At 63.1% G+C, this 15,453-nt stretch carries 15 protein-coding genes; 5 read left to right on the top strand and 10 right to left on the bottom strand.

The features are described 5' to 3' along the window. Positions 1 to 10 precede the first annotated feature (10 nt). Together CO670_RS16440 and CO670_RS16445 are read left to right on the top strand one after the other, a co-directional pair. A complete protein-coding gene (locus CO670_RS16440; protein WP_097591213.1) occupies positions 11 to 1,339 on the top strand; it encodes a phosphatase PAP2/dual specificity phosphatase family protein in 1,329 nt (442 codons plus the stop codon). Beyond that, a complete protein-coding gene (locus CO670_RS16445; protein ID WP_097591214.1) occupies positions 1,336 to 1,776 on the top strand; it encodes a hypothetical protein in 441 nt (146 codons plus the stop codon). The genes CO670_RS16440 and CO670_RS16445 overlap by 4 nt, the downstream gene beginning before the upstream one ends. Before the next feature lie 71 nt (positions 1,777 to 1,847). On the opposite strand, the gene CO670_RS16450 is transcribed toward CO670_RS16445, so the two are convergent. The 5 genes from CO670_RS16450 to puuD form a co-directional block, all read right to left on the bottom strand. Continuing rightward, complete coding sequence (locus CO670_RS16450) at positions 1,848 to 2,990, bottom strand: alpha-hydroxy acid oxidase (protein WP_097591215.1); 1,143 nt, start codon at positions 2,988 to 2,990, stop codon at positions 1,848 to 1,850. Between the two features lie 106 nt (positions 2,991 to 3,096). After that, a complete protein-coding gene (locus tag CO670_RS16455) occupies positions 3,097 to 3,282 on the bottom strand; it encodes a type II toxin-antitoxin system RelE/ParE family toxin (protein ID WP_097591216.1) in 186 nt (61 codons plus the stop codon). A 3-nt stretch (positions 3,283 to 3,285) separates the two neighbouring features. After that, complete coding sequence (locus CO670_RS16460) at positions 3,286 to 3,546, bottom strand: type II toxin-antitoxin system ParD family antitoxin (protein WP_097591217.1); 261 nt, start codon at positions 3,544 to 3,546, stop codon at positions 3,286 to 3,288. A gap of 14 nt (positions 3,547 to 3,560) precedes the next feature. Beyond that, positions 3,561 to 4,907, bottom strand: coding sequence for a guanine deaminase (gene guaD, locus CO670_RS16465; protein ID WP_097591218.1), 1,347 nt, complete (start codon positions 4,905 to 4,907; stop codon positions 3,561 to 3,563). Further along, on the bottom strand, positions 4,904 to 6,142 hold the full coding sequence (puuD, locus tag CO670_RS16470; RefSeq protein WP_097591219.1) for a urate hydroxylase PuuD: 1,239 nt from the start codon (positions 6,140 to 6,142) through the stop codon (positions 4,904 to 4,906). Before puuD ends, guaD begins: the two co-directional genes overlap by 4 nt. 340 nt (positions 6,143 to 6,482) lie before the next feature. Between puuD and CO670_RS16475 the strand changes: the two genes are divergently transcribed. Continuing rightward, positions 6,483 to 6,815 (top strand): hypothetical protein, encoded by a 333-nt coding sequence (locus tag CO670_RS16475; protein ID WP_088672982.1) that lies wholly within the window; start codon positions 6,483 to 6,485, stop codon positions 6,813 to 6,815. A gap of 54 nt (positions 6,816 to 6,869) precedes the next feature. On the opposite strand, the gene CO670_RS16480 is transcribed toward CO670_RS16475, so the two are convergent. Continuing rightward, on the bottom strand, positions 6,870 to 7,766 hold the full coding sequence (locus CO670_RS16480; RefSeq protein ID WP_097591220.1) for a LysR substrate-binding domain-containing protein: 897 nt from the start codon (positions 7,764 to 7,766) through the stop codon (positions 6,870 to 6,872). 101 nt (positions 7,767 to 7,867) lie between these two features. Between CO670_RS16480 and CO670_RS16485 the strand changes: the two genes are divergently transcribed. Continuing rightward, positions 7,868 to 8,071: a hypothetical protein gene (locus CO670_RS16485; RefSeq protein ID WP_097591221.1), complete on the top strand. Its 204-nt coding sequence runs from the start codon at positions 7,868 to 7,870 to the stop codon at positions 8,069 to 8,071. Here the strand turns inward: CO670_RS16485 and xdhC are convergent. The 4 genes from xdhC to CO670_RS16505 all read right to left on the bottom strand — a co-directional run bounded on the left by xdhC (position 8,047) and on the right by CO670_RS16505 (position 13,781). After that, on the bottom strand, positions 8,047 to 8,862 hold the full coding sequence (gene xdhC, locus CO670_RS16490) for a xanthine dehydrogenase accessory protein XdhC (RefSeq protein WP_097591222.1): 816 nt from the start codon (positions 8,860 to 8,862) through the stop codon (positions 8,047 to 8,049). The genes CO670_RS16485 and xdhC overlap by 25 nt on opposite strands. Before the next feature lie 123 nt (positions 8,863 to 8,985). Next, positions 8,986 to 11,325 (bottom strand): xanthine dehydrogenase molybdopterin binding subunit, encoded by a 2,340-nt coding sequence (gene xdhB, locus CO670_RS16495; RefSeq protein WP_097591223.1) that lies wholly within the window; start codon positions 11,323 to 11,325, stop codon positions 8,986 to 8,988. Between the two features lie 184 nt (positions 11,326 to 11,509). Beyond that, positions 11,510 to 12,976 carry a xanthine dehydrogenase small subunit gene (gene xdhA, locus CO670_RS16500; protein WP_097591224.1) on the bottom strand — a complete coding sequence of 489 codons (1,467 nt, stop codon included), beginning with the start codon at positions 12,974 to 12,976 and terminating at the stop codon, positions 11,510 to 11,512. 28 nt (positions 12,977 to 13,004) lie between these two features. After that, positions 13,005 to 13,781 (bottom strand): 3-hydroxybutyrate dehydrogenase, encoded by a 777-nt coding sequence (locus tag CO670_RS16505; RefSeq protein WP_097591225.1) that lies wholly within the window; start codon positions 13,779 to 13,781, stop codon positions 13,005 to 13,007. A gap of 147 nt (positions 13,782 to 13,928) precedes the next feature. Here CO670_RS16505 and glpK point away from each other — a divergent pair, with 147 nt between their 5' ends. Continuing rightward, positions 13,929 to 15,422, top strand: a complete 1,494-nt coding sequence (glpK, locus tag CO670_RS16510; RefSeq protein ID WP_097591226.1) for a glycerol kinase GlpK — start codon at positions 13,929 to 13,931, stop codon at positions 15,420 to 15,422. Positions 15,423 to 15,453: the final 31 nt, after the last annotated feature.

The following is a 15,453-nucleotide window of genomic DNA, read 5'->3' on the forward strand; positions in this document are numbered from 1 at the left end:
GGGCAAGCCGTTGGGGCAAGCAGATTCTACTCTTTCCCAGGCAGGGCCGGTCGCGAAGCGGGCGGCGCTCTGGCTCGTCTTCCTGGCGCCGTTCTTCTATCTGACCTATGGCGGTGCCAACTGGCTGGCATCGCAACGCGCTCATGTGCCGAACATCGCCTTTGGATGGGAAAGCGCCATTCCGTTCCTTGCATGGACGATCATTCCATATTGGTCGATCAACCTGTTCTACGCACTCTGCCTGTTCATCAACACGACGCCGCGCGATGTGGATATGCTCGCGAGGCGTTACCTGACGATCCAGATCATAGCGATCGCCTGCTTTATCGCGTTTCCGCTCGAAGCAACCTTCGTCCGGCCGGCCACCAGCGGTCTGCCCGGTTTCATGTTCGCCGTCCTCGGCGGTTTCGACAAGCCGTTCAACCAGGCGCCGTCGCTGCATGTCGCGCTGCTGGTGGTGATCTGGGACCATCTGCGCGGCCGGCTGCCGCGCCGGGCGCGGCTTCTCTGGCACTTCTGGTGCTTTCTGATCGGCGCTTCCGTGCTGACGACGTGGCAGCATCACGTCATGGACATACCGACCGGCATGATGCTCGGTCTGTTTGCCGCCTGGCTCTTTCCGCGCGATGCCGGCTCCCCTCTTGCGAATTTTGCTTTGAGCGGCGATCCGAAGTCGCGCCGTCTTGGACTCTGCTATCTGTGCGGTGCCGTCGCATTTCTCGGCCTCACAGTGTTCTGTACTCCTCTATCGCCCGCGGCACTTCTGTTGCTCTGGCCGGCCGTTGCGCTGGCGGTGGTCGCCGTCGGATATTTCGGCGCCGGGCCGCAGATATTCCTGAAACGCGCCGACGGCCGGGCCGCGCTTGCCAGCCGCTGGCTGCTGGCGCCCTACCGGCTCGGCGCGATCATCAACGTTTGGCTCTGGACGCGCAAAATGCCGGCATCCGTGGCGATCGCCGATGGCGTCCATCTCGGCCGTTTTCCGCGTCGCGATGAGGCCAACCGTTTTACCACGGTGATCGACATCACCGGCGAACTGCAGCGTCCGAGCGGGACGCTTGCACGCTGGTGCAGTTTTCCCGCCCTGGATCTTACCGGCCTCGACAAGGTCCAGGCGCGCGCCGCGGCCGATGTCATCGAAGCTGCGCGCCATCAGGGGCCGGTGCTCGTCTGCTGTGCGCTCGGTTTCCAGCGCAGCGCCTGCGTCATCGCAGGCTGGCTGGTCATCAGCCGGCGTTGCGAAAATCCAGCCGAAGCGTTGCAGCTGATCGAACGCGCGGGACGGCGTGTTTATCTGCCCGCCGAAACGATCCACGCCGTGACCGAGGGCTCGCAATGACGCAGTGGAAAACCGCGGCCTCCGTGGCTGCGCGAAATCTCGGCCGCAATGCGATGTTCTGCGGGCTGGCAGCGCTGTTGCCGCTAATCGCCGGCCCGGTCAGCGCGGGATATCGGGGTTTTGCCCCAGCGCTCGGCTGGCTTCTTGTGCTCGTTTTCTGCGGGATCGTGCTTGCGCTGGCGGTCCATCTCCTCTTCGACGCGCTGTTGTTTCGCCTCGCGTCGAGCCACGAGACGGAGGCCGCCGGCCTTGCCGCCATTGACGACCTGCTGTTCCGGATGCAGCTTCGCAAGCCTGACGGGACGGCGCGTGGCTTGGAGAAGCGGATTGCCGGATCGCGCCGCATCGTCTGGCGGCAGCGTCTTGCGCTCGTCCTCTCTCTCGTGATTTTCGCGATCCTTCAGCTCAATGCGAGCGGCGGCCAGCCGCCGGGCTGATTAGCATGCCGTTGCGTGCCTGGCGGGGGCTTGCCCGTCATGTGCGTTCAGCCGGTGCCGATTTCTCTGTTTCAGGCTTGTCTCGATATGATCGACGCGTTCACGTCGTTGATGTGGCGCTTGCCGCAGAGCGCCATGGTGATGTCCATCTCCTTGCGGATGATGGAGAGCGCCAGCGTGACGCCCTCCTTGCCCATGGCGCCGAGCCCGTAGAGGAAAGGGCGGCCGATATAGGTGCCTTTCGCGCCGAGTGCCACGGCCTTCAGCACGTCCTGGCCGGAGCGGATGCCGCCGTCGAGATGGATTTCGATGCGTTCGCCGACGGCATCGACGATCGCAGGCAGCATGCCGATCGAGGAGGGAGCGCCGTCGAGCTGGCGGCCGCCATGGTTCGAGACGATGATCGCATCGGCGCCGGTGTCGGCGGCTGCCCTGGCGTCCTCCGGGTCGAGCACGCCCTTGATGATCAGCGGGCCGCCCCATTGTTCCTTGATCCAGGCGACATCGGCCCAGGAGAGCCGCGGGTCGAACTGCTCATGCGTCCATGCGGCGAGCGAGGTGATACTGGAGACGTTCTTGGCATGGCCGATGATATTGCCGAAGCTACGGCGTTGCGTCTTCAGCATATCAAGGCACCAGAAGGGCCGGGTCGCCACCTGCCAGACATGTTTCGGCGTGAATCTCGGTGGCGCCGACAGGCCGTTGCGCAGGTCCTTGTGGCGCTGGCCGAGGATCTGCAGATCGGCCGTCAGCACCAGCGCGGAGCATTTGGCGGCCTTGGCGCGGTTGATGAGGCCGAGGACGAAATCCTTATCCCTCATCACGTAGAGCTGGAACCAGAAGGGGCGCGTCGTCACCGACGCGACGTCCTCGATCGAGCAGATGCTCATCGTCGACAGGGTGAAGGGAACGCCGAATTCTTCCGCCGCGCGCGCTGCCAGCATCTCGCCATCGGCATGCTGCATGCCCGTCATGCCGGTCGGCGCGAGAGCCACAGGCATCGACACCTTCTGGCCGATCATCGTCGTTTCCAATGTGCGATCGGTCATATCGACCAACACCCGCTGGCGCAGCTTGATCCGGCTGAAGTCGCTCTCATTCGCCCGATATGTGGATTCCGTCCAGGCGCCCGAATCCGCATAGTCGAAAAACATCTTCGGCACGCGGCGCTGGGCAAGCTTTTTCAGATCGGCGATTGTGAGCGGAGTGGCCATGAATTGAACCTTCACATCTGAATGCGGCGATCCGGCGTAACATGGAATTCGTGTGAGTGTTACGGGAAATTGGAAGATCCATGCCGGCGCTAATGGGATAGTGGGATCATTCCTCCCAGGCGATTTCCGGTCGTTTCGGACCCATTTGCGGATGTCGTCCCAAAGAGGAAATACGCTGTTCGATGCGGTCGATGATGGTATCGGCCATCGTCTGGCCGCTGCTGCCGGCAATCCACAGCCAAATGTTTAGAATGTCCGAGCGGGCTCGGCCCGAGTAAAAAACCGCGGCCATCAATCAGGCTTTGGATGCGGCAAACCGCCGGCGCCCTTCGGCTTTCACGGCATCGATGTCCAGAGGGGCGAAATCTCCGCTTTGCATTCCATCGCGCCACGCATTCCGCAGGCGTTCGACTTCGCGGGCTTTTGCACTGTCGCGCTCCTCAAGCAGCCGCAGGGCTTCGCCCACGACGTCGCTCGAAGAGCTGTAATCGCCGGAATCGATCTTTCTCTTGATGTAGCTCGCCAGTTCATCCGGCAATGAAACAGTCAGGTCCATGAGGTTTCTCCTCATCAAACTATGGGAAGATCGGCGGATTTTTGCAAGTTCGCTCGGAGGGCCTTTTTCAACGCAACGCCCGACACATAGGTTTCGACGACTGCCCGGTCGTCGCCCATCGTCTGCAGGAGGAAGAGTTCCTCGGGCAGAGTCTTCACCGTTTCCATCTTCAGCGCCATGGCCGGGGTCGCGGCCGCGTCGAGGACGACGAGATCGGCCTCGGTGCCGGGGTCCAGCGTGCCGATTCGGTCGGCCAGCGACAGTGCCTCGGCATTGCCGCGCGTCATCAGGTAGTAGCTTTCCAGCGGGTTCAGCCGTTCTCCGAGGAGTTGCTGGATCTTGTAGGCCTCGTCCATGGTTTTGAGCATCGAATAGCTGGAGCCGCCGCCGATATCGGTTGCGACGCCGATGCGGACCGGCTTTTCACGGCGCGCCAGCGCCTTCAGCGGGAACAGGCCGGAGCCGAGGAAGAGGTTCGAGGTCGGGCAATGGATGGCGACCGAACCCGTCTCGCTCATGACATCGGCTTCGCGCTCAGAGAGGTGGATGGCATGGCCGAAGAGGCTTTTCGGCCCGAGCAGGCCGTAGCGGGCGTAGATGTCGGTATAGTCGATCGCTTCGGGATAGAGCTCGCAGGTGAATTTGATCTCGTCGTGATTTTCCGAAAGATGCGTCTGGATGTGCAGATCGGGAAATTCGCGGGCAAGCGCTGACGTCGCTTCCATCTGCGCCGGGGTCGAGGTGATGGCGAAGCGCGGGGTGATAGCGACGTGGTTGCGGCCCTTGCCGTGCCAGTCAGCGATTACCTGGCGGGTCTCGTCGTAACCCATCTCGGGCGTGTCGAGCAGGCCCTGCGGGGCGTTGCGGTCCATCATCACCTTGCCGCCGACCATGCGCATGTTGCGTTTCACCGCCTCGGCGAAGAAGGCGTCGGCGGAGGTCTTGTGCACGGAGCAATAGGCGACCGCCGTCGTCGTGCCGTGGCGGATCAGTTCGTCGTAGAAATGCGTGGCGATCCTCTCGGCATGCGCGCTTTCGACGAAGCGGCATTCCTCGGGAAAGGTATAGGTGTTCAGCCATTCGAGCAGGTTGGCGGCATAGGAGGCGATCACCTGCATCTGCGGAAAATGCAGGTGCATGTCGATGAAGCCGGGCATGATCAGATGCGGGCGATGGTCGATCTCGGCCGTGCCTTCGGCGGCCTTCGCCTTGACGTCGGCATAGGAACCGGCTGCGGCGATCAGCCCGTCTTCGATCAGCAGGCCGCCATCCTCCTCGTAGAGATAGCTCTGGCTGTCGGCCAGGCTCAGCGGCGCGCGATGAAAGGAAAGCAGGCGGCCGCGCAGGAGTGTTGTCGTCATTGTTTCTTGCCTTCGACTGCGCTTTCGAACCAGGCGACGAGCAGCTTGCGTTCGTCCGGCGTCATATCGGTCACGTTGCCGGGCGGCATGGCATGGCTGCGCCCCGCCTGTATATAGATTTCTCGGGCATGGGCGGCAATTTCCGCGTCGTTTTCGAGTATCACGCCCTTCGGCGGCCGCACGACGCCCTCATAGGCGGGTTCCCCCGCATGGCACATGGAACAGCGCGTCGAGACCATCTGCTTGACGGCAGGAAAATGCGGATCGCCGGCGAATTGCTGGAAGGCGGGCGCTACCGCCGCCGCATCCGTCTCGCCCGTCAGCAGCTTCGGCACGGTCGAAAGCCACATGATCAGGATGAAAAGGATGACGGTGACGATCCAGGTCCAGGTCGGCCGGCCTTTCCTGGCGTGGGTGGTGTTGAACCAGTGGCGGATGGTGACACCCATCAGGAAGACCAGCGCCGCGATCACCCAGTTGAACGCCGTGCCGAAGGCGAGCGGATAATGGTTCGACAGCATGAAGAAGATGACGGGCAGCGTCAGGTAGTTGTTGTGGAGCGAACGCTGCTTGGCGATCTGGCCGTATTTCGGATCGGGCGTGCGGCCGGCGATGAGATCGGCAACGACGATCTTCTGGTTGGGGATGATGATCATAAAGACATTGGCCGACATGATCGTCGCGGTGAAAGCGCCGAGATGCAGGAAGGCGGCGCGGCCGGTGAAAAGCTGCGTATAGCCCCAGGCCATGAAGACGAGCACGGCATAGAGCACCGCCATCAGCCCCCAGGTGTTGCGTCCGAGCGGGGATTTGCAGAGCAGGTCATAGACGAGCCAGCCGAAGGCGAGCGACGCCAGCGAGATCGCGATGGCGACGGGCGGCGTGATGTCGAGCACATCCCGGTCGATGAGGAAGAGGTCGGCGCCGCCGTAATAGACGATGCAGAGCATCAGAAAGCCGGAAATCCAGGTGAAATAGCTCTCGTATTTGAACCAGGTCAGGTGTTCCGGCATCTGCGCCGGCGCCACCAGATATTTCTGGATATGATAGAAGCCGCCGCCATGGACCTGCCATTCCTCGCCATAGGCGCCGGGCGGCAGATGCGGGCGTTTCACCAGTCCGAGATCGAGCGCGATGAAATAGAAGGACGATCCGATCCAGGCGATCGCGGTGATGACATGGAACCAGCGCGCCGCGAAGGCCAGCCATTCCCATGCTATGGCATATTCATACATCGAGTTCCCCTATCTTCCTCCGACTCGTGACATTGCGGAAATTTTGGCGGGGAGGGAAGAGGAGATTGAAGAACCGCACATGACGCCGGTTTCGCCAGCGGCGATCCCCAGGCAGCAATGGCATGATCGCTGCGCTTTATAGTGATCAGCGCATCGGCGATCTATTGTCATGTGCCTAAAAGCTGCCGAGAAGACCATGCAGTATTACTGTCTCATACTAGATCTGCTAAATTAGCGGATCGCGAACTATCATGAGCGGATACAGTTAGGTTGCAGGCCGCCGGAATGAAATAAGAACAGTTGGAAATCGGCGGCGCATTCATCGACGGAGAAGATGCCCATGCGCAGCATTCTGACGTGTTTGATGGTGGCTTACGCATCGTTGGCGACAGCTCACGACGCACCTTCGGGGTGGAGTTATGACCCCTACTGTTGCAACGGCGACAGTCATAGTGGCGATTGCCAGATGATTCCGTCCAAAACCGTGGCGGTGACACCGAACGGATATCGCGTGACATTGATGCCGGGCGACCACCGGCTGGTCACGCATGCCCACGTCTTCCTGCTGCCTATGACGAAGGCGATGCAATCCGGCGATGGCGATTATCACCTCTGTCTGTTTCCGAACGAGAACACGCCGCGCTGCTTCTACGCCCCGGAAATGGGCTTCTGAAGCCGCAACCGTCGCTGGTCAGGCCCGGGGTGAGTTCTCCCGGGTCGTAGTGCTTTAATTCCCGGCGGCCTTCATCTCGTCGAGGATCCAATTGCGGAAGGCCTTGATCTTCGGCACGTTGCGGCGATTTTCGGGATAGGCGAGCCAATAGGCCTTGCCGTCGCTGCGCGTCAGCTCGAAGGGCTGATAGAGCCGGCCGAGCGCGATCTCGGCCGCATAGAAGGCCGGGTTGAGGATGGCAACGCCATGGCCGGCCATCGCCGCATCGGCTTCAACCGCCTGCGAGCCCAGCTGATTGCGCGGGCGCCGATCGAGGTCCGTGTCGGTGACGCCGGCCGCTTCGAACCATTGCTTCCACCAGATATCGCCGGCGTCGAAGAGATCGAACTTCAGGAGATCGCGCGGTTCCCGGATGCCGCCGGCCGCTTCTGCCAGCTTCGGGCTCAGCATCGGCGTGAATTCCAGGCCCATCAGCCGGTGCAGGGCCAAACCCGGCCAATTGCCGTCGCCCCAGCGGATGCCGACGTCGATCTGCTCGCGGGTGAAGTCGATGATATCCGAGGTCGCCTGAAAGCGCACGGCGATCGCCGGATGCTTCAGGTGAAAGGAGCCGAGCCGCGGCGCCAGCCATTTCGAGGCGAAGGTATGGGTCGAACTGATGGCGAGCGTGCCTTCGACGCTGTCGCGCGCCGTCGCCATCGCGTCATGCAGCATGGCGAAGGCTTCGGTCACTTTCGGGGCCAGCCGCTCGCCGGTGTCCGTCAGTGCGATCTGGCGGGGACGGCGCAGGAAGAGCGGCTCGCCGACATTGTCCTCCAGCAGCTTGATCTGGTAGCTGACGGCCGTCTGCGTCATGCCGAGCTCATCGCCGGCCTTGGTGAAACTGCCGAGCCGGGCGGCGGCCTCGAAGACGCGTAGCGCATTCAGCGGAAACTGTTTCGAGAGTTTCATGGATAAGTTCTCTTGATGCAGGCAGACGGTCGTTCGATTGGAATTGCAGCATTTTTGGCAGCAAACTGCAACTCATACCATCAAACGGACGAGGTGATGTCATGGATTGCCACACTATCGAAGAGAGCCGGCCACAGCCGATCAGCGGTGTTTTTCCGCGCTTTGCGGGCTGGTTGTCGGGCAGTGCCAAGCGTTTCTGCCGTCTGCCGCGGCTCGATCTCTCCGCTATGCCGGACCGCGTCAAGCGCGATCTCGGTTTCCTCGACGGGCGCGATCCCTATTATGAAGACGAGCGCATGCGATAGGCTGAAAGCGCCGTCAGGATCTCGGCTGCGGTCATGGCGGCGATGACTTCGGGGCGCTTGTCCCTGACGGCGGAACCGCCGATCGGCAGCGTCAGCCGCTCCATCCAGCCGCGCTCGCCGCCGCCTTCGCGCAAAAGCCAGCTTGCGAAGGTGGCGCGCTTGGTCGCCGAGCCGATCATGCCGACATAGGCAAGGTCGGTCCGCTCGAGCGCCTGGCGGGCGATGAGGAAGTCCAGCGCATGGTCATGGGTCAGGATGACGACCGCGCCGCCAGCGGCAACATCCTTGACCAGCGCTTCCGGCATCGGCACGAGCCGCGAGCCGATGCCCGCCGGCAGGTTGGCAAGCTCTTCCTGCCGCGTTTCGACGACCGTGACCGACAGCGGCAGCGGCGCAAGGGCTGCGGCCAGCGCCCGGCCGACATGGCCGGCGCCGAAGAGCAGCACTTCCGGCAGGCGCTCGATTTCGCCGGCAAGCCTTGCCTCGAGCTCATTTCTCAGTGTTTCCGTCAGCCGGCGGAACCTCAGCTGCGTTCGCCCACCGCAGCATTGGCCGATCTCGGGCCCAAGCGGGATATCCATGGCAGCCGCGCCGCCGGTTCCCGCCAGCATCGCCCGCGCGTTGTGGATCGCCATGAATTCGAACTGCCCGCCGCCGATCGTGCCCCACAGCGCGGTTGGCGAGACGAGCATGAAGGCGCCGGTCTCGCGCGGGGTGGAGCCCTGGGTGGCGGTGATGTCGACGAGGACGCTGTCGGGGTGGGCGGCGAGGAAGGTGGGGAGGTCGGTCATGGGAGGATGGCCGATGGGTGCGAAGCTGAGCTATCCCCCTCTGTCCAGCCGGACAGAGGGGGGTGCCGCTCACTCCAGCCTCTTTGTCCCTCCTGCTCAAGCCACAAACCAGCCGGACGCATCCTAAACCCGCTTCATCCGCTCCACCGCCATCAGCACCCGTTCCGGCGTCGCCGGGGCGTCGAGCCGCGGGCAGACCCTGTAGTCCGCTACGCTTGCCACCGCCATCGACAGCGCTTCCAGCACCGAGATGGCCAGCATGAAGGGCGGTTCGCCGACGGCTTTGGAGCGGCCGATGGTGGCTTCCGCGTTCTCGGACCACTCGGCGAGCCGCACGTTGAAGATCTTCGGCCGGTCGGAGGCGAGCGGGATCTTGTAGGTCGACGGCGCGTGAGTGCGCAGCCGCCCCTTGTCATCCCACCAGAGTTCCTCCGTCGTCAGCCAGCCCATGCCCTGGACGAAGGCGCCCTCGACCTGGCCGAGGTCGATCGCCGGGTTCAGCGAGCGGCCGACATCGTGGAGAATGTCGGTGCGGTCGATCAGATATTCGCCGGTCAGCGTGTCGACCGAGACTTCGGTGCAGGCGGCGCCATAGGCGAAATAATAGAAGGGCGTGCCGCGGCCGGCCTTGCGGTCCCAGTGGATCTTGGGCGTCTTGTAGAAGCCGGCGGCGGACAGCTGGACGCGGGCGAAATAGGCCTGCTTGATGAAATCGGGGAAGGGGATCTCGCTTTCGCCGACGCGCACGCGGTTCGGCAGGAAGACGACGTCGGAGGGCGCCACATCCCATTTCTCGGCGGCGAAGGCCGTGAGCCGTTCCTTGATCTGGCGGGCGGCATCATAAGCTGCCATGCCGTTCAGGTCCGAGCCGGAGGAGGCGGCGGTGGCCGAGGTGTTCGGCACCTTGGCCGTCGTCGTCGCGGTGATCTTGACCCTGTCGATATCGACCTGGAAACTGTCGGCCAGCACCTGCGCCACCTTGGTATAGAGGCCCTGGCCCATTTCGGTGCCACCGTGGTTCAGGTGGATCGAGCCATCCTGATAGATATGAACGAGGGCGCCGGCCTGGTTGAAAGCGGTCATGGTGAAGGAGATGCCGAATTTGACCGGCGTCAGCGCGATGCCTTTCCTGATGTAGCGGCTGTCGCGGTTGAAGCCGATGATGGCGTTGCGCCGCGCCCGGTATTCGGCCGTTTCCTCCAGTTCTTCGACGACGCGGGCGATGATATTGTCCTCGACCTCCTGATGGTAGGGCGTCAGCGTGCGCCCGGAACCCGGATGGCCGTAGAAATTCAGCTTGCGGATATCGAGCGGGTCCTTGCCGAGGGCATAGGCGATCTCCTCGATGACGCGCTCGGCGCCGAGCATGCCCTGCGGCCCGCCGAAGCCGCGGAAGGCGGTGTTGGAGACGGTGTGCGTCTTCAAGGGCTTCGAGACCAGGTTCACATGCGGATAGAAATAGCTGGAATCGGCATGGAAGAGAGCGCGGTCGGTGACTGGTCCCGAGAGGTCGGAGGAGAAGCCGCAGCGCGCCGCGTAAGTGGCGTCGACCGCGTGGATGTGGCCTTCTGCATCGAAACCGACCTCGTAATCGACCAGGAAATCGTGGCGCTTGCCGGTGGCGCTCATATCCTCGTCGCGGTCGGGGCGGAACTTGACGGCGCGGCCGAGCTTCTTGGCGGCGATGGCGGCAAGGGCTGCGAACTGGTTGCCCTGCGTCTCCTTGCCGCCGAAGCCGCCGCCCATGCGGCGCACGTTGACCGTTACGGCATTGGACGGGATATCGAGCACATGGCCGACGATGTGCTGGATTTCGCTCGGATGCTGCGTCGAGGACCAGACGGTAACTTCGTCGTCCTCGCCGGGAATCGCAACGGCGATATGGCCTTCGAGATAGAAATGCTCCTGCCCGCCGATCCGCATCTGGCCCTTCAGCCGCATTCCGGCATTCGGCATTTCCGTTTCCGGATCGCCGCGCCGAAGGGTCATCGGCGTGATGACCAGCGGGCCGCCATTGGCGAGCGCGCCGTCGATATCGTGCCAGTGCGGGAGATCGCGATATTCGATCTTCGCCAGCCGCGCGGCGCGCCGCGCGGCCTCGCGCGTTTCGGCGATGACGGCAAAAATCGGCTGGCCATGGAACTGAACCAAGGTTTCGGCAAGCAGCGGCTCGTCATGGCTGCCGTTGGAACTGGTGTCGTTGACGCCGGGCACGTCCTTGCCGGTGAAGACCCAGACGACGCCGGGATGGGCGGCGACCGCGGAAAGGTCGATGCTGACGATTTCGGCATGCGCCCGCTCGGAGAGGCCGAGCGCGCCGTGCAGCAGGCCCGATGGTTCGGGGATATCGTCGATGTAATCGGCGGCGCCGGTGACGTGCTTATGCGCGGAATCATGGCGCAGCGAGCCGTGCATGGGGCCTGATATGACGACTTTGGGATCTTCGAAGGTGGATTTGTCCATTAGATGGCTCCTTCGAGAGGAGATGTTGCGGCGTGTGGCCCCCTCATCCGCCCTATCGGGCACCTTCTCCCCGCTGGGGAGAAGAGGGAGTCGAGACGTTGCCCCTTGTCTCTTCTCCCCAGCGGGGAGAAGGTGCCGGCAGGCGGATGAGGGGGGCGGTTGGCGCCAATGGCCGAGATGTCCATCACGCCACCTCCTCGAACCGCTTCAGCTCGGCCGGCGCGCCCACCGTTTCCAGGTAGAACCGCGTCAGCAGGTTCTTCGCCGTCAGCTGCCGATATTCCGCCGTGGCGCGCCAGTCGGTCAACGGCTGGTAGTCGGTATCGAAGGCGGGGCGGGTGGCCTCGATCGTGGCTTCCGTCCATGGCTTGCCGATCAGTTCGGCCTCCACCGTGCGGGCGCGTTTCGGCGTTGCGGCCATGCCGCCGAAGGCGATGCGGATGTCGGTGACGATCTCGGCCTCGTCGAGGGTCAGCAGGAAGGCACCGAGCACGGCGGTGATGTCCTCGTCACGGCGCTTGGTCACCTTGTAGGCGGCGAAGCGGCTGGTTCCCTTGGGATAGGGCACGAAGACGCTTTCGACGAACTCGCCGGGCCTGCGGTCCTGCTTGCCATAGGCGATGAAGAAATCTTCGAGCGGCATTTTGCGCTGGCCTTCCAGAGAGCGCAGCGTCAGCGTCGCGCCGAGCGCGATCAGCGGCGGTGGACTGTCGCCGATCGGCGAGCCGTTGGCGATGTTGCCGCCGATCGTGCCCATATTGCGCACCTGTTCGCCGCCGATGCGATCGATCAGCCGCCCGAGCGCCGGGATCTTTTTGGCGATCGCCGCGAAGGCGCCGGTATAGCTGACGCCGGCGCCGATAGTGACGCCGTCCTCGCTTTCGGCGACCGACTTCAATTCGCTCAAATGATTGATGAAGACGACGGGGCTCAACCGCCGCATCTGCTTCGTCACCCACAGGCCGACATCGGTCGAGCCGGCGACCACGGTCGCTTCGGGCTCCTCTGAGAGAACCTCGGCGAGCGCCTGGACAGAGGCCGGAACGATCAGCCTGTCCTCGCCGCTGCCAATCCTGATCGTGCCGCTCGCCTGCATGGCCCAGAGCCGCGCGATGATTTCCGAGCGGGTGCGCTCCAGCGGGTCGAAGAGCGCGCTCGGCCGCATCTGGCTCACCTGCTCGGCGGCCTTGACGATCGGCTCATAGCCGGTGCAGCGACAGAGATTGCCTTGCAGTGCCTTTTCGATCTCCTTGCGGTTCGGTTTTTCCTTCGTCAGCCACAGGCCATAGAGCGACATGACGAAGCCCGGCGTGCAGAAGCCGCATTGCGAACCGTGACAGTCGACCAGCGCCTGCTGCACCGGATGAAGCGCGCCGTCGCGCCTGGCCAGGTGCTCGACCGTCACCACATGGGTGGCGTGCAGCGATCCTAAGAAACGGATGCAGGCATTGACGGATTCATAGGTGAGCTTGCCATCGGCGAGCCGGCCCACGAGCACGGTGCAGGCGCCGCAATCACCTTCCGCGCATCCTTCCTTGGTGCCCGTCAGGCGCCGCTTCAACCGCAGAAAATCGAGAAGCGTCTCGGTCGGCCTGATATCGGTGAGCGCGATGTCCTCGCCATTCAGGATGAAGCGGATGCTGTCGTTCATGATATTCCCGGTTGTTTTTTCCAAATGGTTAAGCCGCCGTCCAGCCACCGTCAATCGAGATATGCGTTCCGGTCACCTGACGGGCGGCGTCGCTGGCGAGGTAGAGCGACAGGGCGCCGATCTCCTCGGCCTTGACGAATTCGCGCGTCGGCTGCGCCTTGAGGATGACCTCGCTCTTCACCTGCTCCTCGGTCATGCCGCGGGCCCTGGCGGTATCGGGTATCTGCTTTTCGACGAGCGGCGTCAGCACATAGCCCGGGCAGATGGCGTTGACGGTCACGCCGAATTCGGCAAGTTCCAGCGCTGCCGTTTTCGTCAGGCCTAATATACCATGTTTCGCGGCCACATAGGCGGATTTGAAAGGGGAGGCGACGAGCCCGTGCGCCGAGGCGATGTTGATGATGCGGCCGCGCTTCCCGGCCTTCATCAACGGGATTGCGGCGCGCATGGTGTGGAAGGAGCTCGACAGGTTGATGGCAATGATCTGGTCCCACTTCTCGATCGGGAAATCCTCGATCTTCTCGACATGCTGGATGCCGGCATTGTTGACGAGCACATCGACGGTGCCGAAGGTCTTCGCCGCCGTTTCGATCAGGTCGGCAATCTCCGCCGGCTTGGTCATGTCGGCCGGATGATAGATCGCCCGGCCCTTCGACACCGATTCAAGCCGCCCGACGATCGCCTTGATTTCATCGGCATTTCCGAAACCGTTGATGACGACGTTGTCGCCGGCTTCGGCAAAGGCGGTGGCGATGGCAAGGCCGATGCCGCTGGTGGAACCGGTGACGACGACTGATCTGCTCATGCTGTTTCTCCTGACATGCGATGCTGCGGTGCACCGTTGCGGGCGAGGTTATGCCCAAAGCCGGCAGGCTGGCAATTCCGCTTTATTGGCTTTTCTCGCCCGCATCCGTGTCCTATTGATTTGTCACGATAATCGAGGGAGGCTTTCATGAGCGGATATGTTCTGGCGATCGATCAGGGAACGACGTCGACACGGGCGATCGTTTTCGATGGCGACATGCAGGTCGTCGGCAAGGGCCAGAAGGAATTCACTCAGATCTATCCGCGCTCCGGCTGGGTCGAGCATGATCCCGAGGAGATCTGGGATTCGGTCGTCTCCACCGTCAAGATGGCGCTGCGCGAGGCCAAGGTGGCGGCGAAGGACATTGCCGCTCTCGGGATCACCAACCAGCGCGAGACGGTTGTGGTCTGGGAGCGCGAGACGGGCCGGCCGATCCAGAACGCCATCGTCTGGCAGGACCGGCGCACGGCAAGCTATTGCGACAACCTCAAGCGGCAGGATCTGGAGCGGGTTTTCACCAGGAAGACCGGCTTGATCCTCGATCCCTATTTCTCCGGAACCAAGCTCTCGTGGATGCTGGCAAACGTGAAGGGTGCGCGGGCGCGCGCCGCCAGGGGCGATCTCTGCTTCGGCACGATCGATACTTTCCTGATCTGGCGGCTGACCGGCGGCAAGAGCTTCGTGACCGATGCGACTAACGCCTCGCGCACGCTGATGTACAACATCGCCGAAAATGCCTGGGACGAGGATCTGCTCGATATTCTCAGGGTGCCGGCCGCCATGCTGCCCGAGGTGAAGGATTGCGCTGCCGATTTCGGCACGGTCGATCCTGAAATCTTCGGTGCCGCGATCCCGATCCTCGGCGTTGCCGGCGATCAGCAGGCGGCGACCATCGGACAGGCCTGTTTTGCGCCGGGCATGCTGAAATCGACCTACGGCACCGGCTGCTTCGCACTGCTCAATACCGGCGCCGACATGGTGCGTTCGAAAAATCGGCTGCTGACCACCATCGCCTATCGCCTGAACGGCGAGACGACCTATGCGCTGGAGGGATCGATCTTCATTGCGGGCGCGGCGGTGCAATGGCTGCGGGATGGACTTGGTGTCATCGGCAGCGCTGCCGAGACCAACACACTTGCCGAAAAGGCCGATCCGACGCAGGAGGTCTATCTCGTGCCCGCCTTCACCGGCCTTGGCGCGCCGCATTGGGACGCCAAGGCGCGCGGCGCGATCTTCGGGCTGACGCGCAACACCGGCCCGGCGGAGCTTTCCCGCGCCGCGCTCGAAGCCGTCTGCTACCAGACCCGCGACCTGCTCGATGCCATGCAGAAGGATTGGAAGAACGGCAGCGAAGACACCGTGCTGCGCGTCGACGGCGGCATGGTCGCGTCCGACTGGACGATGCAGCGGCTCGCCGACCTGCTCGACGCCCCGGTCGACCGGCCGGTGATCCTGGAGACGACGGCGCTGGGCGCGGCCTGGCTCGCCGGCAGCCGGGCAGGGGTGTGGCCGGACAGGAACGGCTTTTCGGCCACATGGAAACGGGACCGGCGCTTTGAGCCCGACATGGACGAGAAGGTGCGCACGGCAAAGCTCAAGGGCTGGAAGAATGCGGTCAAGCGAACGCTGAGCGAGGGCTAGGACGAATCGACATTCATCTGAGCCAGATCAT

It is taken from the genome of Rhizobium sp. J15 (assembly GCF_002531825.1).
In the GTDB taxonomy this organism is placed as follows: domain Bacteria; phylum Pseudomonadota; class Alphaproteobacteria; order Rhizobiales; family Rhizobiaceae; genus Rhizobium.